23 protein-coding genes are annotated in these 20,808 nt (G+C 36.2%); 16 read left to right on the top strand and 7 right to left on the bottom strand.

From position 1 onward, the window contains the following. The first annotated feature begins 903 nt into the window (after positions 1 to 903). A complete protein-coding gene (locus tag J7E67_RS12120; protein ID WP_214713244.1) occupies positions 904 to 1,773 on the top strand; it encodes a Cof-type HAD-IIB family hydrolase in 870 nt (289 codons plus the stop codon). A 233-nt stretch (positions 1,774 to 2,006) separates the two neighbouring features. Further along, positions 2,007 to 2,798, top strand: a complete 792-nt coding sequence (locus J7E67_RS12115) for an enoyl-CoA hydratase (RefSeq protein WP_214713243.1) — start codon at positions 2,007 to 2,009, stop codon at positions 2,796 to 2,798. Positions 2,799 to 2,836: 38 nt separating this feature from the next. On the opposite strand, the gene J7E67_RS12110 is transcribed toward J7E67_RS12115, so the two are convergent. Continuing rightward, positions 2,837 to 3,022 (bottom strand): YhzD family protein, encoded by a 186-nt coding sequence (locus J7E67_RS12110; RefSeq protein ID WP_214713242.1) that lies wholly within the window; start codon positions 3,020 to 3,022, stop codon positions 2,837 to 2,839. A gap of 122 nt (positions 3,023 to 3,144) precedes the next feature. Between J7E67_RS12110 and J7E67_RS12105 the strand changes: the two genes are divergently transcribed. The 6 genes from J7E67_RS12105 (at position 3,145) to J7E67_RS12080 (ending at position 10,993) form a co-directional block, all read left to right on the top strand. Then, entirely contained in the window at positions 3,145 to 4,044 is a 900-nt protein-coding gene (locus tag J7E67_RS12105; protein ID WP_214713241.1) for an ABC transporter ATP-binding protein, read from the top strand. After that, the gene (locus tag J7E67_RS12100; RefSeq protein ID WP_214713240.1) at positions 4,037 to 5,290 is read left to right on the top strand and encodes an ABC transporter permease; all 1,254 of its coding nucleotides are present in this window, start codon (positions 4,037 to 4,039) and stop codon (positions 5,288 to 5,290) included. Before J7E67_RS12105 ends, J7E67_RS12100 begins: the two co-directional genes overlap by 8 nt. A gap of 148 nt (positions 5,291 to 5,438) precedes the next feature. Beyond that, on the top strand, positions 5,439 to 6,659 hold the full coding sequence (locus J7E67_RS12095; protein WP_214732015.1) for a metallophosphoesterase family protein: 1,221 nt from the start codon (positions 5,439 to 5,441) through the stop codon (positions 6,657 to 6,659). Positions 6,660 to 6,677: 18 nt separating this feature from the next. Continuing rightward, entirely contained in the window at positions 6,678 to 9,683 is a 3,006-nt protein-coding gene (locus J7E67_RS12090; RefSeq protein ID WP_214732012.1) for an AAA family ATPase, read from the top strand. Between the two features lie 50 nt (positions 9,684 to 9,733). Beyond that, entirely contained in the window at positions 9,734 to 10,678 is a 945-nt protein-coding gene (gene yhaM, locus J7E67_RS12085) for a 3'-5' exoribonuclease YhaM (protein ID WP_214732011.1), read from the top strand. A gap of 114 nt (positions 10,679 to 10,792) precedes the next feature. Next, a complete protein-coding gene (locus tag J7E67_RS12080) occupies positions 10,793 to 10,993 on the top strand; it encodes a sporulation YhaL family protein (RefSeq protein WP_168242420.1) in 201 nt (66 codons plus the stop codon). 45 nt (positions 10,994 to 11,038) lie between these two features. Here J7E67_RS12080 and J7E67_RS12075 read toward each other — a convergent pair whose 3' ends face one another. After that, the gene (locus tag J7E67_RS12075) at positions 11,039 to 11,911 is read right to left on the bottom strand and encodes a peptidylprolyl isomerase (RefSeq protein WP_214713237.1); all 873 of its coding nucleotides are present in this window, start codon (positions 11,909 to 11,911) and stop codon (positions 11,039 to 11,041) included. Positions 11,912 to 12,120: 209 nt separating this feature from the next. On the opposite strand from J7E67_RS12075, the gene J7E67_RS12070 reads away from it, so the two are divergent. After that, positions 12,121 to 12,207 carry a YjcZ family sporulation protein gene (locus tag J7E67_RS12070; protein WP_214713368.1) on the top strand — a complete coding sequence of 29 codons (87 nt, stop codon included), beginning with the start codon at positions 12,121 to 12,123 and terminating at the stop codon, positions 12,205 to 12,207. Positions 12,208 to 12,242: 35 nt separating this feature from the next. After that, the gene (locus J7E67_RS12065; protein WP_066251949.1) at positions 12,243 to 12,335 is read left to right on the top strand and encodes a YjcZ family sporulation protein; all 93 of its coding nucleotides are present in this window, start codon (positions 12,243 to 12,245) and stop codon (positions 12,333 to 12,335) included. A gap of 93 nt (positions 12,336 to 12,428) precedes the next feature. On the opposite strand, the gene J7E67_RS12060 is transcribed toward J7E67_RS12065, so the two are convergent. Continuing rightward, positions 12,429 to 12,608: a hypothetical protein gene (locus J7E67_RS12060; RefSeq protein ID WP_214713367.1), complete on the bottom strand. Its 180-nt coding sequence runs from the start codon at positions 12,606 to 12,608 to the stop codon at positions 12,429 to 12,431. A 241-nt stretch (positions 12,609 to 12,849) separates the two neighbouring features. Between J7E67_RS12060 and J7E67_RS12055 the strand changes: the two genes are divergently transcribed. Then, positions 12,850 to 13,185 carry a DUF1878 family protein gene (locus J7E67_RS12055; protein ID WP_214713236.1) on the top strand — a complete coding sequence of 112 codons (336 nt, stop codon included), beginning with the start codon at positions 12,850 to 12,852 and terminating at the stop codon, positions 13,183 to 13,185. A 7-nt stretch (positions 13,186 to 13,192) separates the two neighbouring features. Here J7E67_RS12055 and J7E67_RS12050 read toward each other — a convergent pair whose 3' ends face one another. Next, entirely contained in the window at positions 13,193 to 13,768 is a 576-nt protein-coding gene (locus J7E67_RS12050; protein ID WP_214732009.1) for an HTH-type transcriptional regulator Hpr, read from the bottom strand. Positions 13,769 to 14,104: 336 nt separating this feature from the next. Here J7E67_RS12050 and yhzF point away from each other — a divergent pair, with 336 nt between their 5' ends. After that, positions 14,105 to 14,296, top strand: coding sequence for a membrane protein YhzF (gene yhzF, locus J7E67_RS12045; protein ID WP_168242423.1), 192 nt, complete (start codon positions 14,105 to 14,107; stop codon positions 14,294 to 14,296). A 57-nt stretch (positions 14,297 to 14,353) separates the two neighbouring features. Here yhzF and J7E67_RS12040 read toward each other — a convergent pair whose 3' ends face one another. Next, entirely contained in the window at positions 14,354 to 14,881 is a 528-nt protein-coding gene (locus tag J7E67_RS12040; RefSeq protein WP_088086002.1) for a tryptophan transporter, read from the bottom strand. A gap of 145 nt (positions 14,882 to 15,026) precedes the next feature. Beyond that, positions 15,027 to 15,446 (bottom strand): HIT family protein, encoded by a 420-nt coding sequence (locus J7E67_RS12035; protein ID WP_214732007.1) that lies wholly within the window; start codon positions 15,444 to 15,446, stop codon positions 15,027 to 15,029. A 596-nt stretch (positions 15,447 to 16,042) separates the two neighbouring features. Here J7E67_RS12035 and J7E67_RS12030 point away from each other — a divergent pair. From J7E67_RS12030 to J7E67_RS12020, 3 genes are all read left to right on the top strand, one after another. Then, positions 16,043 to 16,783, top strand: a complete 741-nt coding sequence (locus tag J7E67_RS12030) for an ABC transporter ATP-binding protein (RefSeq protein WP_214713234.1) — start codon at positions 16,043 to 16,045, stop codon at positions 16,781 to 16,783. After that, on the top strand, positions 16,776 to 17,987 hold the full coding sequence (locus tag J7E67_RS12025; protein ID WP_214732005.1) for an ABC transporter permease: 1,212 nt from the start codon (positions 16,776 to 16,778) through the stop codon (positions 17,985 to 17,987). The genes J7E67_RS12030 and J7E67_RS12025 overlap by 8 nt, the downstream gene beginning before the upstream one ends. Positions 17,988 to 18,085: 98 nt before the next feature. Further along, positions 18,086 to 18,811, top strand: a complete 726-nt coding sequence (locus tag J7E67_RS12020) for an EcsC family protein (RefSeq protein WP_214732003.1) — start codon at positions 18,086 to 18,088, stop codon at positions 18,809 to 18,811. Positions 18,812 to 18,827: 16 nt separating this feature from the next. Here the strand turns inward: J7E67_RS12020 and J7E67_RS12015 are convergent, their stop codons facing one another. Continuing rightward, a complete protein-coding gene (locus tag J7E67_RS12015; RefSeq protein WP_285291924.1) occupies positions 18,828 to 20,006 on the bottom strand; it encodes a M20 family metallopeptidase in 1,179 nt (392 codons plus the stop codon). A 146-nt stretch (positions 20,007 to 20,152) separates the two neighbouring features. On the opposite strand from J7E67_RS12015, the gene J7E67_RS12010 reads away from it, so the two are divergent. Beyond that, a complete protein-coding gene (locus tag J7E67_RS12010) occupies positions 20,153 to 20,791 on the top strand; it encodes a phosphatase PAP2 family protein (RefSeq protein WP_214713231.1) in 639 nt (212 codons plus the stop codon). The last annotated feature ends 17 nt before the right edge of the window (positions 20,792 to 20,808 follow it).

The following is a 20,808-nucleotide window of genomic DNA, read 5'->3' as shown; positions in this document are numbered from 1 at the left end:
TAATAATTCACCGCGTTAATTTATAATAATAATAATATATAGGATTTTCAACTAGTCTGTTGATTTGCGCTCCAGGCGCTTCGCTTTCCGCGGGCGTGCCGGGGAGCCTCCTCGTCGCTTTGCTCCTGCGGGGTCTCCCCTGCCCCGTACTCCCGCAGGAGTCTGCGCGCCTTCCGCTCCAATCAACGGTGTAGTATTCAATTTAAGCTCTTCAACTCATCTAAAAAATACGCTCTTTTCTAAAAGAATGTTGCTTCTTAAACTCGCTCATAAAACACGAGATTCGCTCATAAAAGCTCATTATTCGCTCATTGAAACCCAATATTCGCTCATTGAAGGAAAAAGACGAATAATATATCATGAATGTTCAAATGTTGAAGTGTAATTTTACACAAAATATCCTTTTTAATTATCTGATCATTGATTTATAACAACATTATCTTCTAAAACAGCCAAAGAATATAAAGAATAAGTGTGAAATCAATGTTTAAGCCAAAATAGTTTTGCCAAAGTGAATATGAATTTGTGTCTATTGATGAACTTATATCAGAAGATTTAGTTGGGCTAGAAAAAGAATGTTGCAATGCTTTAGGTTAATTTGTCTCCCTGTTGATTGGAGTGGAGGGCACTCGACTCCTGCGGGACAGAGAGGTCACGGGAGACCCCGGAGGCGCCAAAACGCCGAGGAGGCTCCAGGACCTCCCCGCGGAAAGCGAGTGCCCGGAGCGGAAATCAACAGGCCAGTTAGCAGGGACAATCAATTAATAATTTCACCCATACCTAACGACTATGCTTTGGTCAATATGCCTGTAAGGTAAAGCTTCCGCTTTTCTGTTCTATAAATGCCTAAAAAATCATAAAAGTGATATAAAGGCTAATTCACCAAGAACAGGGGGCAACGTAATGATTTATCGCTTGCTTGCTTTAAATATTGATGGCACACTTCTTCAAACAAATGGAAAAATTCATAAATCAACAAAAGAAGCAATCGAATATGTTCAACAAAAAGGGATATATGTCACACTCGTTACATCAAGGAGTTTTCCTTCTACAAGGAAAGTAGCGAAGGCCTTAAAAATAAAATCACCATTAATCACTCATCAAGGCGCTTTTATTGCCAGTTCAGAGGACAAACCAATTTATGTGAAAAGGATAAATGAAGATATAACCTACGATACAGTAAGCTTTTTAGAGGCCCTGCCCTGTCAAATTCGTCTAGTCCACGAACAATTTTCATTAGCAAATAAATTAAAGATAAATAATAATTTGTTGGCTAAAACCGTTTTTACCTCAGGAGATCCAGTCTTCTATTCACAGCAATTTGTTTCATCACTATCGGAATATTTACATGACCAACCAGTGAGCCCGCCTAAGATTGAAGTATATTTTGAAGAAGAGAGTGACCTTCAAGATGCCAAAAAGGCGCTTAGAAAAATGTTTACAGAGATTGAATTGATTGAGCTTGACTCGTTACGGTTAGATATTGTACCCGTGGGTGTTTCAAAGTTATCAGGGTTATCCTACCTAGCGAGCCAACTTGGAATCCATCGAAAAGAAATGGTCTATATCGGTGATGGTCTAGATGATATTCCATTGCTTGAAGCCGTAGGTCTAGGAGTATCAATGTGGAATGCCGATTTCGAAGTAAAGAGAGCATCCGATTGGGTTACCAGATCAGAGAATGAACATGGTGTTGCATATATGGTCAAAGAACATTTTAGAAAGCAGCAGCCAATTGAGTTTTTAAGAAGGATGAACATTATCAAAAAATAATCCCAGAAAGATATCAGTGGCAGAGCCGTTGATATCTTTTTTTGTTTGAACTATTATCTAAATAATTTCCACTGTATTGATTTAACTTTCAGTGGGTATTCCTTTGCCTTTTTGACTGTGATAAGAAAAAGATTAGGTAATAGAAAATTCACTATATTTTAAAAACTTTTATTTATTTATCCCATCAATTCCCTATATAATGGAATTGATGAAAGAGGATGGGAGGGTTGGGCATGTCGATAAATTTTATTACCGATAAGGTGCATGTGAAGATTGCTGGCCGTGTTGCAACATTAGAAATGAATAGACCCGAAGCTTTAAACGCAATGGATCCAGATATGATTAGGGGGCTTGTCTGCAAGCTTAAAGAAATCAGTGAATCCGATGAAATTGATATTGTTGTAATAACCGGAAAAGGTAGAGCCTTTTCAGCCGGCGGTGATATTAAAACAATGATTTCTAGCATGAATGAAAATGAATTTTATCCAGTCATGGATAGCATTAGTGAGCTTATTATTACTCTTTATAGTATGCCGAAATTAACGATTAGCGCTGTATCAGGGGCAGCAGCAGGCTTGGGATTCAGCCTAGCATTAGCTACAGACCATATCATTGCCGAAAAGACTAGTAAGTTTGCAATGAATTTTATTGGAATTGGTTTGATTCCTGATGGAGGTGCCCATTTCTTTTTAGAGAAAAAATTAGGAGAAGCAAAAGCGAAACACGTAATCTGGGACGGTAAAATGATGAATGCTGCTGAGGCATTGGAGTTGGGGTTAATTGAAGAGGTAGCCACTGGAACGCTTCAGGAGACATTAGATGCTAGAATCGCAGATTGGTTAAGCAAACCGGTTCAAGCAATGATAAAAACAAAAAAAATATTGGCAGACATGAATCGTCCATATTTACTAAAAATATTAGAATTAGAAAAACTCTCCCAACAAAAAATGCGTGAAACGATTGACCACCAAGAAGGAATTCGAGCATTTATTGAAAAAAGGCCACCTAGATTTATAGGAAAGTAAACAAAGAAGCCACCCGGCTTCTTTGTTTTTTAGCCATTTTAAGAATGAAACAGTAATAATTTTCCACTTGGCGAGGTGCAGCGATGTGTACATTCTAATAAGTTTTTTTCAGTTAACATCTTTTCGGCTAATTCTTTTGCAGCCTCATCATGTTCAGCCTGAATAGATTCGTCTAAAATCTTTTCTCCATTGGTTTCAAATGCTGTTAATTTATAAGTCTTCATTCCACCAACCCCTTAATAAACTAATGTTACTTAATATTTTCACATAATTAAAAAAAAAGTGCAAAAAGAAAGTGAAACAATTTTGTGTAATATTCGTAATTAAATGGAGAGGAGTGTGTGAAATGGGTCTGATACTTGAACATGTCACGAAAAGGTTTGGAGATTTTGCTGCTGTTGACGATTTATCTTTAGAAATACCCGAGAAAGAAATGTTTGGCTTTTTAGGGGCAAATGGAGCAGGAAAAACAACGACATTCCGTATGATCTTAGGTCTACTCGATTCTAGCGGTGGAAAGATTACATGGGACGGGAAGCCGATTGATTATTCTTCGAGTCACTTAGTCGGCTATCTTCCGGAGGAGCGAGGCTTGTATCCAAAACTAAAAGTCCGTGACCAAATTGTCTATTTAGCAAGATTAAGAGGGATGCGAAAGACGGAGGCACTTGCAGAATTAAGGTCATGGCTTGAGCGATTTAAAATTCAAGAGTATGAGAATAAAAAAGTCGAAGAACTTTCCAAGGGGAACCAACAGAAAATTCAATTCATTGCTGCTGTCGTACATAAACCGAAATTATTAATTCTCGATGAGCCATTTAGCGGGCTTGACCCGGTAAATGTGGAAATGCTGAAGGAATCAGTTTTATCCTTAAAAGAAAGTGGAGCAACCATCGTGTTTTCGAGTCACCGGATGGAACATGTAGAAGAAATGTGTGAGCATCTTTGCATTTTACACAAAGGAAGTCCAGTGGTCCATGGTTCATTAAAAGAAATAAAGCGGTCGTTTGGTAAAAAGAACTTGGTTATTCATGCTGATTTTTCGTTAGATTCCTTAAAAAGTTATCCTGGAGTTGTTAAGTCAAAACCTACTATGGAAGGAATTCATCTACAAATTGAAGGAGAGTACATAGCCGAAAAAATTCTTAAAGAGATAGTAAATCAAGGGTTTATTCGGAAATTTGCTCTTGAAGAGCCTTCTTTAAATGATATTTTTATTGAGAAAGTAGGTGACTCTTATGAATAGTTTTTGGATTATTTTGTTCCATACTTATATAAACAAATTAAAAACAAAATCCTTTATCATCACAACCCTTTTAACAGTTGTAATCGTCTTAGTCTTAACTAACTTATCAAATATCATTGATATATTTGATAAAAATGATGGGAAAGAAATGGTTGTTGTTTTAGATGAAACAGGACAATTATACAAACCATTGGAAAAACAAGTTAGATCAATTAATAAAAATATTAAACTGTCTCTTTACGAGGGCAGTGAAGCTGAAGCTGAAAAAGCGGTAGAAAAGGGAGATTATCAAGGAATTCTTCTGCTCAGTTTCAATGATGAAAAACTGCCAGAAGCACAATTTAAAGCCATGAGTATGGCTGATTCAGCCTTGTTTACTGATCTTCAAACGAGCCTCCAGCAATTAAAAACAATGCTCGCAGCTTCTCATATCAATCTGACACCCGTCCAGCTTCAAAAGCTTTATGAACCCGTTTCTTTTGAGAAAATTGCCCTTGAGAAGAACGCAAAAACAGAGGAGGAATTAAATCAAGCAAGGGGTCTTGTCTACGTCCTGCTATTTATCATTTATTTTTCAGTTATTATGTATGCAAATATGATTGCGATGGAAGTTGCGACAGAAAAATCTTCAAGGGTAATGGAAATCTTAATATCAAGTGTCTCACCGATTAAGCAAATGTTTGCAAAAATAATCGGAATAGGTCTTTTAAGCCTGACACAACTTGCTGTATTTCTCTCTGTAGGCTATTTCTCGTTTAAACAGAATATGGAATCCTTAAAAGAAGGTTTTTTTGGTGTATATGGTTTTGGTGATATCCCTGGAGATACGATCGTGTATGCGGTCATTTTCTTTATTCTAGGCTATTTTCTTTATGCCACACTTGCAGCATTTCTCGGGTCACTTGTCAGCAGAATTGAAGATGTTCAGCAAATGATTACGCCAATGACCATGCTCGTTGTTGCTGGATTTATGATTGCTATGTTTGGCTTGGGAAAGCCTGATGCACCGTTCATCACGATAACATCTTATATACCGTTCTTTACACCAATGATCATGTTTCTGCGTGTTGGAATGTTGACAATTCCGGTCTGGGAGGCTCTATTAGGAATAGCTATCCTGGTAACAACTATTATTTTCTTAGCGATATTTGGGGCTCGCGTATATCGTGGCGGAGTCTTAATGTATGGACAGTCAAACTCCTTTAAAGATATTAAAAAAGCATTACAGTTAACTAAGAAAGAATAAAGGTGAACTTGAGTTTTTACCTAGGGTAAAAGTTTTAGCTTTTACCCCAGGTAAAAGCTCTTTATTTTTTCATCCTACTATTAACAAGAACGTGCATTCGTATTTCAGAGGTGCTACAATGGAGAAAAGATGAGGAAAGGAATTTTTTATGAAAAAGATAACGTTTATTCATGCAGCTGATCTGCATTTGGACAGCCCGATGGTTGGATTAAAGTATTTGCCTCATAATATCTTTTTACGAGTGAAAGAAAGTACGTTTACAGCCTTAAAAAAGGTTACGGCAGCTGCGATTTACCATCAGGTCGACTTCGTTATATTAGCAGGGGATTTGTTCGATGGTGAGGACCGCAGCTTGCGGGCACAATCCCGCTTTCGGACCGAGATGCTTAAGCTTGCAGAAAAAGAAATTCCTGTTTATATCGTCCATGGTAATCATGATCATTTAAACGGGTCCTGGGTTCACCTCGACATGCCACCAAATGTACATGTTTTTAATAATGAGGTAGGAACCAAAGTTTTACATACAAAGAGCGGAGAAATCATCCATCTATATGGCTTTAGTTATCCAACGAGACATGTCTATGATAGAAGAATAGATGATTATATAAAGAAAGAAGGAGCCGACTTCCATATCGGAATTCTTCATGGAAATGAGAGTTCTGGGGTTGAGCATGATAACTATGCTCCATTTACAGTTAGTGATTTGCTTCGAAAAGATTTTGATTATTGGGCATTGGGCCATATCCATAAAAGAACGATCCTATCTGATAAACCGCCGATCATTTATCCAGGCAATATCCAAGGTAGAAATAAGAAAGAAACAGGAGTAAAAGGAATTTATCATGTATCGTTAACCGAACTTGATCTGAAAATGACCTTTTTAGAAACAGCTGATATTATTTGGGAAGAAGCAGTGGTTGATGGATCTTCAGCCAGAAGTTTTCATGAACTATTACAATTATGCCAAACTCAAATCAATAGTGTAAGGAAGGAACAGAAGGGGACGCTATTATCTCTTGTTTTGAAAAATATTCAATTAGACGATGAACGGGAAAAAAGAAGCGTCGATGCCGAACTTTTAGAGCTTCTCTTAGAGGATGAAAAAGATGAGGAATCATTTGTTTGGGTTGTCGACTTAACCATCACAGTTAGTCAGCAAATAGATAAAGAACAAATGAAAAGGGACGCTAATTTTTATGCAGAGCTCTTTGAAACCATTGACCATTATGACGATGTGGAGCATGCTTTGGCTCCATTGTACGAACACCATTTAGGGAGAAAATATTTAGCTCAGTTTACGGCTGCAGAGCAAAAAGAACTAGTCGGAAAAGCAGAGAAGTTGCTTATACAATTACTTTATCAAGCTTAGGGAAGGTGTGAGGGAGATTTGAAAATCCTCGAACTACACATATACGGGTATGGCCAATTAGAGAATGTCCAAATTACCAACCTTCACGATTTTCAAGTTTTCTATGGAGAAAATGAAGCTGGTAAGTCCACAATTATGGCCTTTATCCATGGTATCCTATTCGGTTTTCCTACAAAACAACAATCATTAGTGCTCCGATATGAGCCAAAACATAGTACCAAATACGGAGGAAAAATTAGAATTTATCATGAAAGTCACGGCGGGGCTGTGATTGAACGTGTTAAAGGAAAAGCTGCCGGCGATGTCAAGGTCGCTTTGGACAATGGTAGGATGGGCGGCGAGGAATTACTTAAAGAATTAACTGGAAACTTTGATAAAAGCTTATTTCAAGCTATTTTTTCTTTTAATTTGCATGGTTTGCAAAATATCCATCAAATGAAAAGTGAAGAGATAGGGAAATTCCTATTTTCCGCTGGAACATTAGGAACTGAAAGGTTGTCAAAAACAGAAGGTTTCCTGCAAAAAGAGTTAGACGCGCGCTTTAAGCCTTCAGGAAAGAAACCTTTATTAAATGAAAAGTTACAAGCACTTCATGAAATCAATGAAGAATTGAAAATAGCAGAAGCAAAAAATAAAAATTATTCAAATCTAGTAGAAAAAAAAGAGATGCTCCAGGAAGAACTAACCGGAATAAACAGGTCTATACAGGAGCTTGGGGCAATGATTGAAAAACTAAATGAATGGAAAAGGATCGAATCCACCGTCAAGGATGAAAAGTGGACATCGAAGGAGCTAAAGGAACTAGGAGAGATTGGGTTTCCGGCACGTGGTATTGAACGGGTCGAAAACATAAATCAACTCATCCATCCTTATCGTGCAGAGATTAACAGTATGACCGAAAGAATTGGAATTTTAAAAAAAGAAATAGCGATGATTCAGCCAGACCATTCTTTTCTAAAAAACGAGCCGGCTCTTCTTTCCTTGCTTGACCAAGTCCCGCTCTATGAGCAATTAAAGCAGGAGAAACTGAAATGCGAAACGAAACTTTTAGCTATTGAAGAAGAGCTTTCTATAACTAAAGAAAAGCTTCATTTAAATTTAAATGAGGAAAATATCTTTTCTATTAATACAAATATTTATATGAAAAACCAAGTTGATGTAGTTTCTCGGAAAGTTCAAAGGCTAGAAGAAGTAAAGGAAGAATTAGAAAATCAATATCAAGAAGAAAAAGGCAATTTAGAAGAAATAGAAAAAGAGGTCCGACTAACAGAGAGACATGTTCTAACTGTACAGGAACGGTTGCGGCTTGAAGAGAAGTTAACTTCGGGAAATGATAAGAAGAGCATAGAAGGAGAACTAAGGGCCTTACAAGATAAAATAGAATTCTACCATCAGGTAAATGAACGAGATAAAGTAGCTTCAGTCAAGCAAGAGAAGCAGAAGAAACATCAGTTATATCTTTTTGAGTTTATTCTAGCTGCAGTTACACTTTATGGCATACTTTCAAAGCAATGGTTTTTAGTTACTTTAGGTTTACTAGGGTGTAGTTTAATAGCCATTTTTATGACTAAAAGGAAGAAGCAATCGAAGGAAGTAGACTTAAATCAAACATTAAACGGTTTACGAGAAAAGGAAAAAGAGTTAACGAAAATACTCCACTCAGCTGAATATATCGAAATAACAAATTTTGAGGAGCAGTTAGAGCTTGATAACCAGAGGAAAGAAGAACTGCAAATAGTAAAAATGAAGTTAAAGCAGCAGCAAGCTCAATATGAAAAGGTCATTGCAAAATTTGAACAATGGGAATTGGAGTCAGCTCAAAATAAAGAAAAGCTGTTATCCATTAGCAATGAATTAAGGATTCCTGAATATATTGCAAATTCCTTTTTACTAGAAGCATTTGAACTAATTGAACACTATAAGTTGATTTATAGAGCGAAAAAACAATTACATTCAAGAATTGAGCAAATAAATCAGCAGCAGGAAAAAATAATAAAGAGTCTCCATCATTTTGAGAAGCTTTATTTAAATGAAAAAGGTTTAGATTTGTATAATGCTGCCTATGTATTGCGAAACAAGTTGAAAGAAGAACATGGCAAGCTAATAACGAGTCAAGAGAGACTAGCTAAGCTTACCGACCTTGAAGCTGATTTAAGGCAAAAGTCTCAGGAGTTGACTCATCTGCAATCAGAATATAAAAAACTTATCTCTTCTGCACAGGTGGAAACGGAGCACCAATTTTATGAACTTGGGGCAAAGGCAGAAAAGAAAGTAAAGCTGACTGAAAGATTAGAATCATTGCAGAGCCAACTACAATATTCGATTCTCTCTGAACAGGAACGGGAAAACTTCCTCCAAATGCGACCTAGTGATGAATTACTGACTGAATGTAATCAGGAGGTCCAATTATTACAAGCAAAATTAAAAAAAATTCTGGAAGAACAAGCTTCCACTAAATATGAAATTCAAGTCCTAGAAGAGGGGGGCATTTATTCAGATATTCTCCATCACTACAAGCAGAAAAAATTTGAATTGGAAGAGGCAGCGAAAGAGTGGTCCGTCTATTGTTTAGCACAAGAGATCCTCTCAGATACGATTGAAAAGTATAAAAATATTCATTTACCAATGATGCTCTCCAAAGCAGAGGAATATTTATTGTTTCTCACTGATGGCAACTATCATAGGATTCACTTACAGGACACAGGATCGGGTTTTTTAGTTGAGCGCAAGGATCGTACTATATTTGAAGCAAATGAACTAAGCCAAGCGACAACCGAACAATTATACGTAGCCATACGACTTGCCTTTGCAGTTACGTTATATGAGAAACATCTGCTCCCAATTATTATTGATGATAGTTTTGTAAATTTTGATGCAAATAGAACAGAAAAAGTGATAGAACTACTAAAAGGGCTGGAGCGAAATCAACTATTATTTTTCACTTGTCATAAACATTTGCTTCCACATTTCCCAAGGGAAAATGTTCTTTTTTTAGAAAAAGGTGCTGTTCAGATAATTTCATAGAGTGATAATTGGATATGTTATACTCTTACTAGTGGAAAGGACGTGAAATTATGGGTAAAGGAATATTAAAGCATGAAGTAGGGGAACAGGTGGAACTTTTTTTATTAATAAAAAGTTCTACTAAAGGAATTGCAAGTAATGGCAAACCTTTTTTAACACTAATTCTCCAAGATAAAAGTGGGGAAATAGAAGCAAAGCTTTGGGATGTTAATGAAGAGGATGGAAAGAGTTATGCACCACAAAGCATTGTAAAAATACAAGGTGATGTGCATAGTTATCGAGGGAAAAGTCAACTTAAAATCCGTCAAATTCGCCGTACTGGGCCGTCAGATGACGTAAAATTGGATGACTTCTTAGAGACCGCTCCACTAAGCCAAGAAGAAATGTCAGGCAAACTCACTCAGTATATTTTTGAAATGAAAAATCCTAATATCCAAAGAATTACACGACATTTAATTAAGAAGCACCAGGAGGCTTTTTTAGAGTTTCCAGCAGCAACTAAAAATCATCATGAGTTTGTGTCAGGACTTGCATATCATGTTGTGAGTATGCTTGATCTGGCCAAATCAATTGCCATGCTTTATCCAAGCCTTGACAAGGATTTACTCTATGCAGGGGTTATTTTACATGATATGGGTAAAGTATTGGAACTATCCGGTCCCATTTCGACGGTCTACACGATTGAAGGGAATCTGCTTGGGCATATTACGATTATGATTAATGAAATAGGCAAAGCAGCTGAAGAACTCGGTATTTCTGGGGAAGAAGTCCTTATTCTCCAACATCTTGTTCTAAGTCATCATGGAAAAGCAGAATGGGGCAGTCCAAAACCGCCAATGATTAAAGAAGCTGAGATTTTACATTATATCGATAATCTTGATGCAAAAATGAATATGCTTGACCGTGCATTAGAAAGAGTGAAGCCAGGTGAATTTACCGAGCGAATTTTCGCCTTGGATAATCGTTCCTTTTATAAGCCAGTTTTTCATAAATAAAATAACCCTCTTTTGGGTTATTTTTTTTGCTTTAAAAGGTAATATGAATAATTTCATTTTAAGGGAATATCATTTAGTAAAGGTGGACAACCACTAAGAAAGGAGCAAGAAAAATTGACTATTCCTATTTGGGTATATGCTGTTGTGGTTGGTATTGTAGTGAGTGCACTAATGGCACTGAAAACAGGAAGAGAAGAGCGACTAATGGAAATGGAAAACATTGAGCAGGAAGGCGAGATCTATATGAAACGCCTGGAGAGAGAAAAGGAATTGAAGGAAGAACTTAAAGAAGAACTTAAGGCAACTGGTGAATAAGAAAAGCGGAAGCGCCCATAGGAGGCGTTCCGCTTTTTTCATTTCTTATTGTGCAGCAGTTGCTGCTCCTGTTTGTGGGTTAAGTGCGTCTTTTAAGTCTTTATCACTAACCTTTACATCTGCAGCTTTAAGTTCACGTTCCATAGCTTTATTAATTTCTTCAGTGGTTAATTTAGAAGATTTTACTTGTGTTTCAATTTCGTCCTTCATTTCTGCGTATGGTTTTTTCTCTTTTTTGTCAGTTAATTGGATAATATGATAACCAAATTGTGATTTTACTGGAGCACTAATTTCATTGACTTTTAAAGCATATGCAGCTTTTTCGAAGTCAGGATCCATCTTTCCAGTTCCAAACCAACCTAAGTCCCCGCCGTTTGCTTTAGAGCCTTCATCTGTTGAATACTGTTTTGCCATATCTTCAAATTTCGCTCCACCATCAAGCTTTTTCTTCACTTCATTTGCTGTTTTTTCATCAGCAACAAGGATATGACGAGCCTTTATTTCAGGTTGATAAGTAGCGTAGTAATCCTTTAATTCCTTTTCAGTTACCTTAACGCCTTTCATCGCAGCTTTTTCCTGCATCATGCCGAGCTTCATCGTTTTCTTCAAGTCATCTTCGCTTTTATAACCATATTGTGCAAGCGTAGATTCAAAATTTGCACCAAGATCTGTTTTTAATTGGTCGATTTTCGCATTTAATTCCTTATCAGTAACCTTGTATTTCTTAGATAGAACTTTTTCATATACAAGCTGCTGAAGGGCTTGGTCCCCGTATTTATCCTTCATTGTGTTGTAAAGTTCTTCTTGCGTAACGTTACCAACTTTGCTCTCTGCCACTGTATCAGATCCGCTTTGATTACATGCAGTTAATGCAAGTACTCCACCAGCCAATGAAAGGGCTAATAACCATTTTTTCATGATGAAATCTCTCCTAAACAGTAAATTCTTGTCCACAAACTCTACTATAACATAAATGGGAACTACTGCAAAAATTATAACGATGTTTATTTTTTGAAATTTATAAAAAAGGCAACCTAAAAATCATTTCAAAAAAAGTGGGAAGTGCCTAAACGAAATGAATACGGTTTGAATAGTATATCGTAGTAAATGAAAAAGGAGGTATTACGATGAGCCATGGATATGGAGCGGGCTTTGCTCTAATTGTAGTACTTTTCATACTATTAATTATTGTCGGGGCTTCTTGGATTTGGTAAGACCAAATTAAACATTTATGAATGGAGGTAAATATATGTCTGGTGGAGCAGGTTACGGTGGAGGATTTGCCTTAGTGGTTGTCCTATTCATTTTATTAATTATCATTGGAGCTTCTTGGGTTTATTAATAAAGTACCAAACTAAAAGCGATGAGAAATGCTCTCATCGCTTCTATTTTTAATGAATACAAATCCCTTCGTTCGCTAAGAGTTCTAATTGGATTATGTATATAAAATTTCCAAATATGAAGAGATCAGAAGAATCGTAATTAGGATATTAATGGTACGAAACACCTTATGTTGGCTTTCTTCAGGAATTTCTTTTTGGATACAGAGTGAATTGGTCATTTTATTTACATAAAACAAGATAAAAATAGCGAAGACAATAAAAATGGAGATCATCAATGATTCCCTCCCTGATGTTCGTGTTATGATTAATACAATATCAAAAATCACCCAAAAAAGATAGTCAAAAAGAATGGAAGAATGTTAGGCTCTTAATGGATGCTTTAACCATTTATATTCTGTCTGGAACTACTAATTAATAATTTTACCTGTTATTATTAAAAATGGTTTACCCAATGTTTTAAAAGGTTAATAATAAACATATAAAAATGTTAAAGTTCTGAAAAGAGGGCATAGGATGAATGAATATGAATTACTGGAAAGAATAAACTTGCTTGAATATCATCAAAAGCTATTATTAAAATTGCTTAATGATCCCAAGCTTGAATTATATAAACTAATAATTGAAAATGGGATTACCGAACAGGAAATAGAGAAGTTTTATTCTTTATGTGAAAAAATGAACCTAAAAATGGAAGAACAAAAAGCGGAGGGATATGTTTACTTCCATCCGCTTTTTCATGAATTATCTGTATCATTACCATCTACGCTAAATATAAGAGAAGTAATTAACGCGTGTTTAACGCAAAAGCTTTACTTACCTCTTTTTCAAGAGATGGTAAAGTACTTATAATACAATATTAAACGAGTTCTTGTTCAGTATTTTTTGATTTTCTTAGCTTACCATCTTCTTCAACAAACCTACTTTCAATATTATGAAATGAACGTTCAAAGATTTCCATGAAATCTTCCCCATAAATGTTACGGACGATCGCCATCATTTCAACAATCTCTGGAAACTTGCCGTATAAGTCACGAAGCGGCAAAGCACCAGAAAATACAGCATTGCCATTAGGCTCATAGGTTTCCATTAGTTGAAGTAAAATCTCTTCACCCTTTTCAGTAAGCTGGATATAAGTATTACGTTTGTCATTTTCCTTTTTTGAAAATTGAAGCAAACCTCGTTCTTCTAACTTTTTCGAAAAGTTAAATGCTGTTGAAACATGCATAACCCCGAACTTGGCCACATCCGATATAGAAGCCCCATTTAAATGGTAAGCAATCCATAGAATATGATGTTCATTAATATTTAAATCAAAAGGCTTTATCCATTGCTGCCAATCTTTCTCAATCGATTTCCACAAGGCTTTACTTAATTGTGCAACTCTCTGAGTAAAAATCATCGCTTCCTTCATTGAATATTGTTTTTCAGTCATCCCCATTTTCACCCACTTTATATTTCTCTATTTTCATTATGCCAATAAAGTAAAAATTAATAAAGTATAAATTCACAAAATTTTTAAAAATTCGAATAATATCCTATTGAATTTTAAAAAAATATGCATATTCTTGAAAAGAATCATATTTTTTGACTAGATCCACCGAAAAATAGCAACATTTAGAAAATTCACTCTAGAAATTTATTTAAAGAAAAGTTCCCATTCATCCCTTTTTTTAACTTATAGACCTTGTTCATAGGAATGGACGCCTAAACATATAAATAGTTACAACAAATGGTCGAATTTTTGAAACTAAATAGGGGGATAAGATAGATGAAGCTTGCTGCAACCCTTTTTTTTATTTTTGGTGCGATCCTTTTATTAGGAGCAATTAAATATTTTTTAAGATTAACAAGCCCCGGTGTATATCCACCTAAACAAATATTAAAGAAAAGAACATTTGCATTAGCTGGAGGTGGAGGGATTTGTCTGGTAATTGCTGTAATGATCACCTATTTTTTATAGAAAGTATATTAAGAAAAGAACCCCTCTGGGTTCTTTTCTTAAAAAGGATCCCGTTCATTATTTTTGAATGACGGAAGGTGTTGTTAATTTAGTTCGCTTAACAATTGATTGAGCTACTGGATACAAAATAACCATTGTAACGGTATTGAGTGCAATGGCCGGCAAAACACCTGCTGCAAATAGTGCGGTAAAAGACATAGGTAAGCCTACAAGATAGAATGCTGATGTTAAAAAGATTGTCCCTGAAACAGCAGTTCCAACCGCAGTTAAGACGGCAACACTTACAATAGAGTTTCGGTATTTTTTTAAGGATAAAAATAAACCGAGGAAGACCAAAGCAGTGATGGGCTTATCAATGATATTTGGAATTTGTCCACCTGGAAATCCAGTTGTTAATGCAGACAATACTCCGGTCACAATAGACAAGAGCAAGACACTCTTTATCTCAGGAATAAGGATTATTCCTAAAAACATCATAGCAAGCATCATGTCAGGTTTAATTCCAAGAAAACTTGGCATTACCGTATGCAAGACCACCCCAATCCCCGCTAATAGGGCTAAAATTACAATGTTCTTCGTATTCATTTCTCTTCTCTCCTCTGCTATACTAATCTATTTGTTCCTCCTGCAGTGCTCTAGTTGCCTGCAGCGAAAAACCTGCTTTCATTATAACATAATTATATAATAATAATAAAGATATAATTTTCAGACAATTAAAAATACATCAGTTTTACACTTGATTGTTAATATTTGCAGCCATTTCTTCTAACATTTGGAAAGTATATTCACTTTGATTACTTTTCCATATAGCTCCAAATCCGTCCCCTTTTCCATAACGCGGAAGTAAATGCATATGAAAATGAAATACGGATTGACCGGCATGTTCACCATTATTATTTAGAGTATTTAATCCAATCGGTTCAAATTCTTTTTTTAAGGCATTCGCAATGGCAGGGACCACTTCAAAAAGGTTCCTGGCAATTTCTGGAGTTAGTTCAAATAAGTTTTCCTTATGTATTTTCGGAATAACTAATGTATGTCCTTTTGTTACCTGTGTAATATCCAAAAAGGCTAATACATGCTCATTCTCAAAAACTTTTGCGGATGGAATTTCTCCATTAACAATTTTACAAAAAATACAATCGCTCATTACATACACGATCCCTTCTAATTGGTTTGTATTATTTTACCATACAAACTCCAAAAAGAAAAAGGCAGGATCCGCATGGAATCCTGCCCTCTCGAAGGGGAATTGCTTCAAAAGGTACGTTCAATAGGAGTGTTCTTTGATAAACACCTCATTTTTCATAGAGTGTTTTTTATAAAGAGACATTATTGTTCAAGCTGACCATCCCCTATATTGTTTTTATATGTTTTCCCAACTTATAAAAACAGGTAGCGATCTGCGGTAAACACCTCATTTAATGTTTATTTTTTTAAGATAAACAGTTACTTGGTGTTACTAGAACTCAAAATGGTTCCTGTGCACTTTGTACAAAACAACCATCCCCTTATCTGAAACGGATTGGAAGCTCACTTATTTGAAATGTAAATTGTCTTTGACAGACACCTCATCTCAAGTTTTGATGAATCGCTTCATCGAAGTAAGTTATTTCCCCTTCGAATATTATGATGTCCGATGTGAAAAGAAATATACAAAAAAAAGATAAAAAATTGAATTTCTATTTTTATCAAGGACAATTTGTTAAAATAATAAAATAATCGTGCTTAGGAAGGACGTTGCAAATGTCTTTATTAATGATCGAAAATCTTGTCGGTGGATATACCCGAAACCCTGTCTTAAAAGATGTTTCCTTTGAAGTAAAGGAAAAAGAAATCGTCGGCCTTATTGGATTAAATGGGGCGGGCAAAAGTACAACCATAAAACACATTATTGGATTAATGGAACCACACCGTGGTGCAGTAAAAATAAATGGACAAACCTTTACAGAAAATAAAGAAGCTTATCGTAAATTGTTTACGTTTGTTCCAGAAACCCCGGTTTTATATGAAGAATTGACCCTTGAGGAGCATTTGAAACTTACGGCAATGGCATACGGTCTTGATGAGGCCACTTATAAAGAGCGTATTACATCATTGCTGACAGAATTTCGTATGGAAAAGCGTTTAAAGTGGTTTCCTGCCCATTTTTCTAAAGGCATGAAACAAAAGGTAATGATTATGTGTGCATTTTTAATTCAGCCGTCTCTATATATTGTTGATGAACCTTTTGTCGGGCTTGACCCGCTGGGTATTCAATCTCTACTTGATTTAATGAAAAAAATGAAAGATAACGGTGCAGGTATTTTAATGTCCACTCATATTTTGGCCACTGCGGAAAAGTATTGTAATCGATTTGTGATCTTGCATGAAGGAAAAATACGTGCAAAAGGGACGCTTGAGGAGTTGAGGGTGCAATTTTCCATGCCAGCTGCTTCTTTAGATGATTTGTATATTCAATTAACAAAGGAAGAAAATTATGTTTGATGAAAAAAAGCTTTGGAAAGACCGAGCTAGCAGTCGTATTAAAGATTTAGGCAGGTATTTACGCTATATTTTCAATGGGCATCTGGTCGTTGTTTTATTGTTTTTAATTGGAACGGCCTCATTTTATTATCAAAAGTGGATTGAAACCCTTTCAGATGGTTTTCCTGCAGAAATAATTATCGCTGTATTGATTGGTATCTTGTTAACCTATAGTCCTGTTTACAATTTCCTGCTTGAAGCCGATCAGGTGTTTATACTCCCGCTTGAGGATAAATTAAAAGGATATTTTCTTCGTTCAGGAGGAGCGAGTCTTGTTTTTCAAGGGTATCTTCTCCTTATGGTGTTGGCAGTTTTGATGCCAATGTATGCCCAAATAAGTAGTACTGGCTTCCGTTCATTTATCCCCTTTCTAGTTATACTTTTGGCCATAAAGGCTTGGAATTTAGCAACTAGCTGGCGAATCGACTATTTCGTACAATCTTCTATCCATAGATGGGACAACTTTGTTCGCTATTTAATAAATGCAACTTTTACATATTTGTTATTTAAACAAGCGAGTATTTTTATCCTATTGCTAATTGTGGTAGTTTATATTTTTTATTACTTTTACTTTTATGTTCAAACTAAGAAAATGGGCCTTAAATGGGATTTATTAATTAATCAAGAAGAGAAAAGGATGGCGTCCTTCTACCGGCTGGCAAATATGTTTACAGACGTACCAAAATTAAGGGATACGGTAAAAAGAAGAAAATGGTTAGATTTATTCATTAACCGAATTGCCTTTTCCCGAGATAAGACCTATCAATATTTGTTTTCGAGAGCCTTTTTACGGTCATCTGATTATCTAGGACTCTTTACGCGCTTAACAGTAATTGGTGCACTTGCGATTTATTTTATTGCTTTTGGGATAGGTCAAATTTTACTTGGAATTTTATTCTTATATTTAACGGGTTTTCAGCTTCTTCCACTTTGGAATCATCATCAAAATAAACTATGGGTAGACTTATATCCTGTGGAACAAAAATATAAAACAGGAGCATTTTACTCTTTATTAATGACCATTTTAGCGATCCAAGCAGTCATCTTTTCATTATTTATATTGTTTAAAGGTGATTTGTTCATATCGTTGCTATCTTTAGGTGCTGGACTTGTTTTTAGCTATGTTTTTGTTTATTTTTACGCTAGTAAACGATTTAAATCATAATCGGAAATCCCCTTTTAAATCATAGAAGGGGATTTTTTTGAAACTATTGGGCGGAGAACTTCGTATGTATGCATATTATTATTGTGGAGGGGTTGCCAATGAACGAGTATGAAATAAAGGTTTTTGAGGAAGTCGAAGAGTGGAAACGAAAATTAACGAGACGTTCAGGGATGATGAACCGATTATCGAAAAAAGCTCAAGTGAAAATAAATGAATTAATTCCTGAAAAGGTTCATGAGGTAATGACAGAAAGTATCAAAGCAATGGTAAAAGCAACGTTATTCGGCTCGCAGGTGACAACAAATAAGGATCAGGCATGTGGGTTAACGCTTGCTGAAAGAGATGAATTGGCAGCTAAAAAAATCACTGCCTTTCAAAAGACAGCGATGATTGAAGGTGCGGGGACTGGGGCTGGTGGTATTTTGCTTGGACTTGCTGACTTTCCGTTACTGCTTTCCATTAAGATGAAATTTCTATTTGAAGCAGCATCCATCTATGGGTTTAATACAAAGGAATATGCAGAAAGACTTTTTATTCTTCATGTTTTTCAGCTTGCATTTTCAAGTGAGGACATACGTAAGAGTACACTAGATGAAATTGAAAACTGGGAGAATCGAAAGTGGGTTCTTGTGGAAATGGATTGGCGCAAGTTTCAGCAGGAGTATCGGGATTATATCGACTTAGCTAAAATGCTCCAACTAGTCCCGGGCATTGGAGCTTTTGTCGGTGCTTATGCCAATCACAATCTCCTTAAGCATTTAGGAGAAACAGCTATGAATGCCTATCGATTAAGACTACTGCCAAAATCCCCTGACCCAATTTGAGTTCAGGGGATTTTCCTTAATCATTACCATGAATACTAATTGCGGCCACACCCAATGTTTTCGCTGCAATTAACATTGCCTTTTCATCAATATCAAATTTGGGGTGATGATGAGGGTATCCTGTTTCGCTACCTACCGGCTTTGCTCCAGTGAAGAAGAATGTACCTGGCACGTTTTGCAAATAATAGGCGAAATCTTCACCGCCCATTTGCGGCTCGCTTTCTTCCATAGTGGTTACTTCTGCGACCTTCTGTGCACAGGAAGTCAAATAAGCGGTTTCTTTCTCATGATTGACCACCGCAGGGTAGCCCCGATCAAACCTAAATTCATACGAACTGCCTGACATAGAGCATGTACCAGCAATAATTCTTTCCATTTCATCCTCGATAAATTGACGGACGCTATCATTAAAAGTCCGCACAGTGCCAATGAGACGCGCTTTGTCAGCTATAACGTTGAAGGCATTCTGTGCCGTGAAAGAGCCAATGGTGACAACAGCGGAATCAATCGGATTAATCCTGCGACTGACAATTTGCTGTAGATTTAAAACAAGCTGAGAAGCAATTACGATGGCATCTACCGTTTTATGTGGCTGGGCACCATGACCGCCTTTACCCTGGATGTCAATTTCAAAGCGGTCAGCCGCCGCCATGATTGGTCCGGTTCGATATTGGATGGTTCCCGTCGGTTCACTTGCCCATAAATGAGTACCAAAAATCACATCAACACCATCTAAACATCCATCTTCAATCATTGAAATCGCACCACCAGGAGCATACTCCTCAGCGTGTTGATGGATAAAAACATATGTGCCTTCTAATTCCTCTTTTAAATCGTTGATTGTTTTTGCAAGGACGAGGAGAGTAGCCGTATGACCATCATGTCCACAAGCATGCATCACTCCTGGAACTAAGGATTTGTATGGAACTTCCTTTTCATCCTGAATGGGTAATGCATCAAAATCAGCGCGTAATGCAACAGTTTTACCAGGCTTCTTTCCATAAACCTTAGCAACTACACCATTACCACCCACGTTAACTCTTACTTCAATTTGGAGCTTCTCATAAAAGGATTGAATGAATTTTGCTGTATTATATTCCTGAAAAGATAACTCTGGATGCTGGTGCATATAACGGCGTAAGGCAACCATTTCTTCATATGACCCTTCTAAGACAGCAAACAGCTTGTTTAACAAATCGATTCCCCCAAACGTATCAGAAATAAAGAATGTATTTTCAAACTATTTTATCACTTTTATCCTATAAAGTAGATTTTTATATTCCTTTTCATTATACTTTTATTAGAATTTCTACTAGATAGATGCAGGAAAGGGTTTGGGGAATGGGGAAAAATCAAAACAAGTGGAATCCTTCTTTTATTTTTATGTTTATTGCTGTATTATTTGCCTTATTTACTACAATCAAAGTTGGTATCCACAGCCAATTTTGGATTGATGAAAAAATAGCAGGGTTATTCTCACATGTACCTAAGACAATCATTCCATTATTTATTCAACTAACAGAAATGGGGGATAAAAAAGGGATTGGGGTTGTGGCCTTGCTTGCGTTAGCCTGGTTACTACTAAAAAAAAGGAACTATGTTGGTGCTGCCGTCCTGGCCTTATCAATAGCATTAGGTAATGAAATTAGTAAGCTTTTAAAAGATCTTTTTGAGCGCCCAAGGCCAGACCTTGAACATCTTGTCAATGTGAAAAGCTACAGTTTTCCGAGCGGTCATGCCATGGTAGGGATGATTGTTTATTTTATGATTGCGTATCTTTTAATTGAGGGAACAAAATCAAAGGCAGGAAAAATAACCATTGCTGCAATTACAACCATCTTACTATTATTAATAGGTGCTAGCCGAATTATATTACATGTTCATTATCCTTCTGATGTCCTTGGAGGCTATGCTTTAGGTTATCTTTGGGTAGTGATTTGGATTCAAATATATACCTATTTAAAAAAAGCTATAAAATAAGTAAAGAGGCTGATCAC

This window comes from Bacillus sp. ISL-46 (genome assembly GCF_018613205.1).
Note: the sequence above shows the minus strand (reverse complement) of the source record. Positions and strands in the feature narration are given on the sequence as shown.

What these genes read in the sequence shown, in the direction of transcription:
- J7E67_RS12120 (WP_214713244.1), top strand. Translation starts at nt 904, where the DNA reads ATGATTTATCGCTTGCTTGCTTTAAATATTGATGGCACACTTCTTCAA.
- J7E67_RS12115 (WP_214713243.1), top strand. Translation starts at nt 2,007, where the DNA reads ATGTCGATAAATTTTATTACCGATAAGGTGCATGTGAAGATTGCTGGC.
- J7E67_RS12110 (WP_214713242.1), bottom strand. Translation starts at nt 3,022, where the DNA reads ATGAAGACTTATAAATTAACAGCATTTGAAACCAATGGAGAAAAGATT.
- J7E67_RS12105 (WP_214713241.1), top strand. Translation starts at nt 3,145, where the DNA reads ATGGGTCTGATACTTGAACATGTCACGAAAAGGTTTGGAGATTTTGCT.
- J7E67_RS12100 (WP_214713240.1), top strand. Translation starts at nt 4,037, where the DNA reads ATGAATAGTTTTTGGATTATTTTGTTCCATACTTATATAAACAAATTA.
- J7E67_RS12095 (WP_214732015.1), top strand. Translation starts at nt 5,439, where the DNA reads ATGAAAAAGATAACGTTTATTCATGCAGCTGATCTGCATTTGGACAGC.
- yhaM (WP_214732011.1), top strand. Translation starts at nt 9,734, where the DNA reads ATGGGTAAAGGAATATTAAAGCATGAAGTAGGGGAACAGGTGGAACTT.
- J7E67_RS12075 (WP_214713237.1), bottom strand. Translation starts at nt 11,911, where the DNA reads ATGAAAAAATGGTTATTAGCCCTTTCATTGGCTGGTGGAGTACTTGCA.
- J7E67_RS12070 (WP_214713368.1), top strand. Translation starts at nt 12,121, where the DNA reads ATGAGCCATGGATATGGAGCGGGCTTTGCTCTAATTGTAGTACTTTTC.
- J7E67_RS12065 (WP_066251949.1), top strand. Translation starts at nt 12,243, where the DNA reads ATGTCTGGTGGAGCAGGTTACGGTGGAGGATTTGCCTTAGTGGTTGTC.
- J7E67_RS12060 (WP_214713367.1), bottom strand. Translation starts at nt 12,608, where the DNA reads ATGATCTCCATTTTTATTGTCTTCGCTATTTTTATCTTGTTTTATGTA.
- J7E67_RS12055 (WP_214713236.1), top strand. Translation starts at nt 12,850, where the DNA reads ATGAATGAATATGAATTACTGGAAAGAATAAACTTGCTTGAATATCAT.
- J7E67_RS12050 (WP_214732009.1), bottom strand. Translation starts at nt 13,768, where the DNA reads ATGACTGAAAAACAATATTCAATGAAGGAAGCGATGATTTTTACTCAG.
- yhzF (WP_168242423.1), top strand. Translation starts at nt 14,105, where the DNA reads ATGAAGCTTGCTGCAACCCTTTTTTTTATTTTTGGTGCGATCCTTTTA.
- J7E67_RS12040 (WP_088086002.1), bottom strand. Translation starts at nt 14,881, where the DNA reads ATGAATACGAAGAACATTGTAATTTTAGCCCTATTAGCGGGGATTGGG.
- J7E67_RS12035 (WP_214732007.1), bottom strand. Translation starts at nt 15,446, where the DNA reads ATGAGCGATTGTATTTTTTGTAAAATTGTTAATGGAGAAATTCCATCC.
- J7E67_RS12030 (WP_214713234.1), top strand. Translation starts at nt 16,043, where the DNA reads ATGTCTTTATTAATGATCGAAAATCTTGTCGGTGGATATACCCGAAAC.
- J7E67_RS12025 (WP_214732005.1), top strand. Translation starts at nt 16,776, where the DNA reads ATGTTTGATGAAAAAAAGCTTTGGAAAGACCGAGCTAGCAGTCGTATT.
- J7E67_RS12020 (WP_214732003.1), top strand. Translation starts at nt 18,086, where the DNA reads ATGAACGAGTATGAAATAAAGGTTTTTGAGGAAGTCGAAGAGTGGAAA.
- J7E67_RS12010 (WP_214713231.1), top strand. Translation starts at nt 20,153, where the DNA reads ATGGGGAAAAATCAAAACAAGTGGAATCCTTCTTTTATTTTTATGTTT.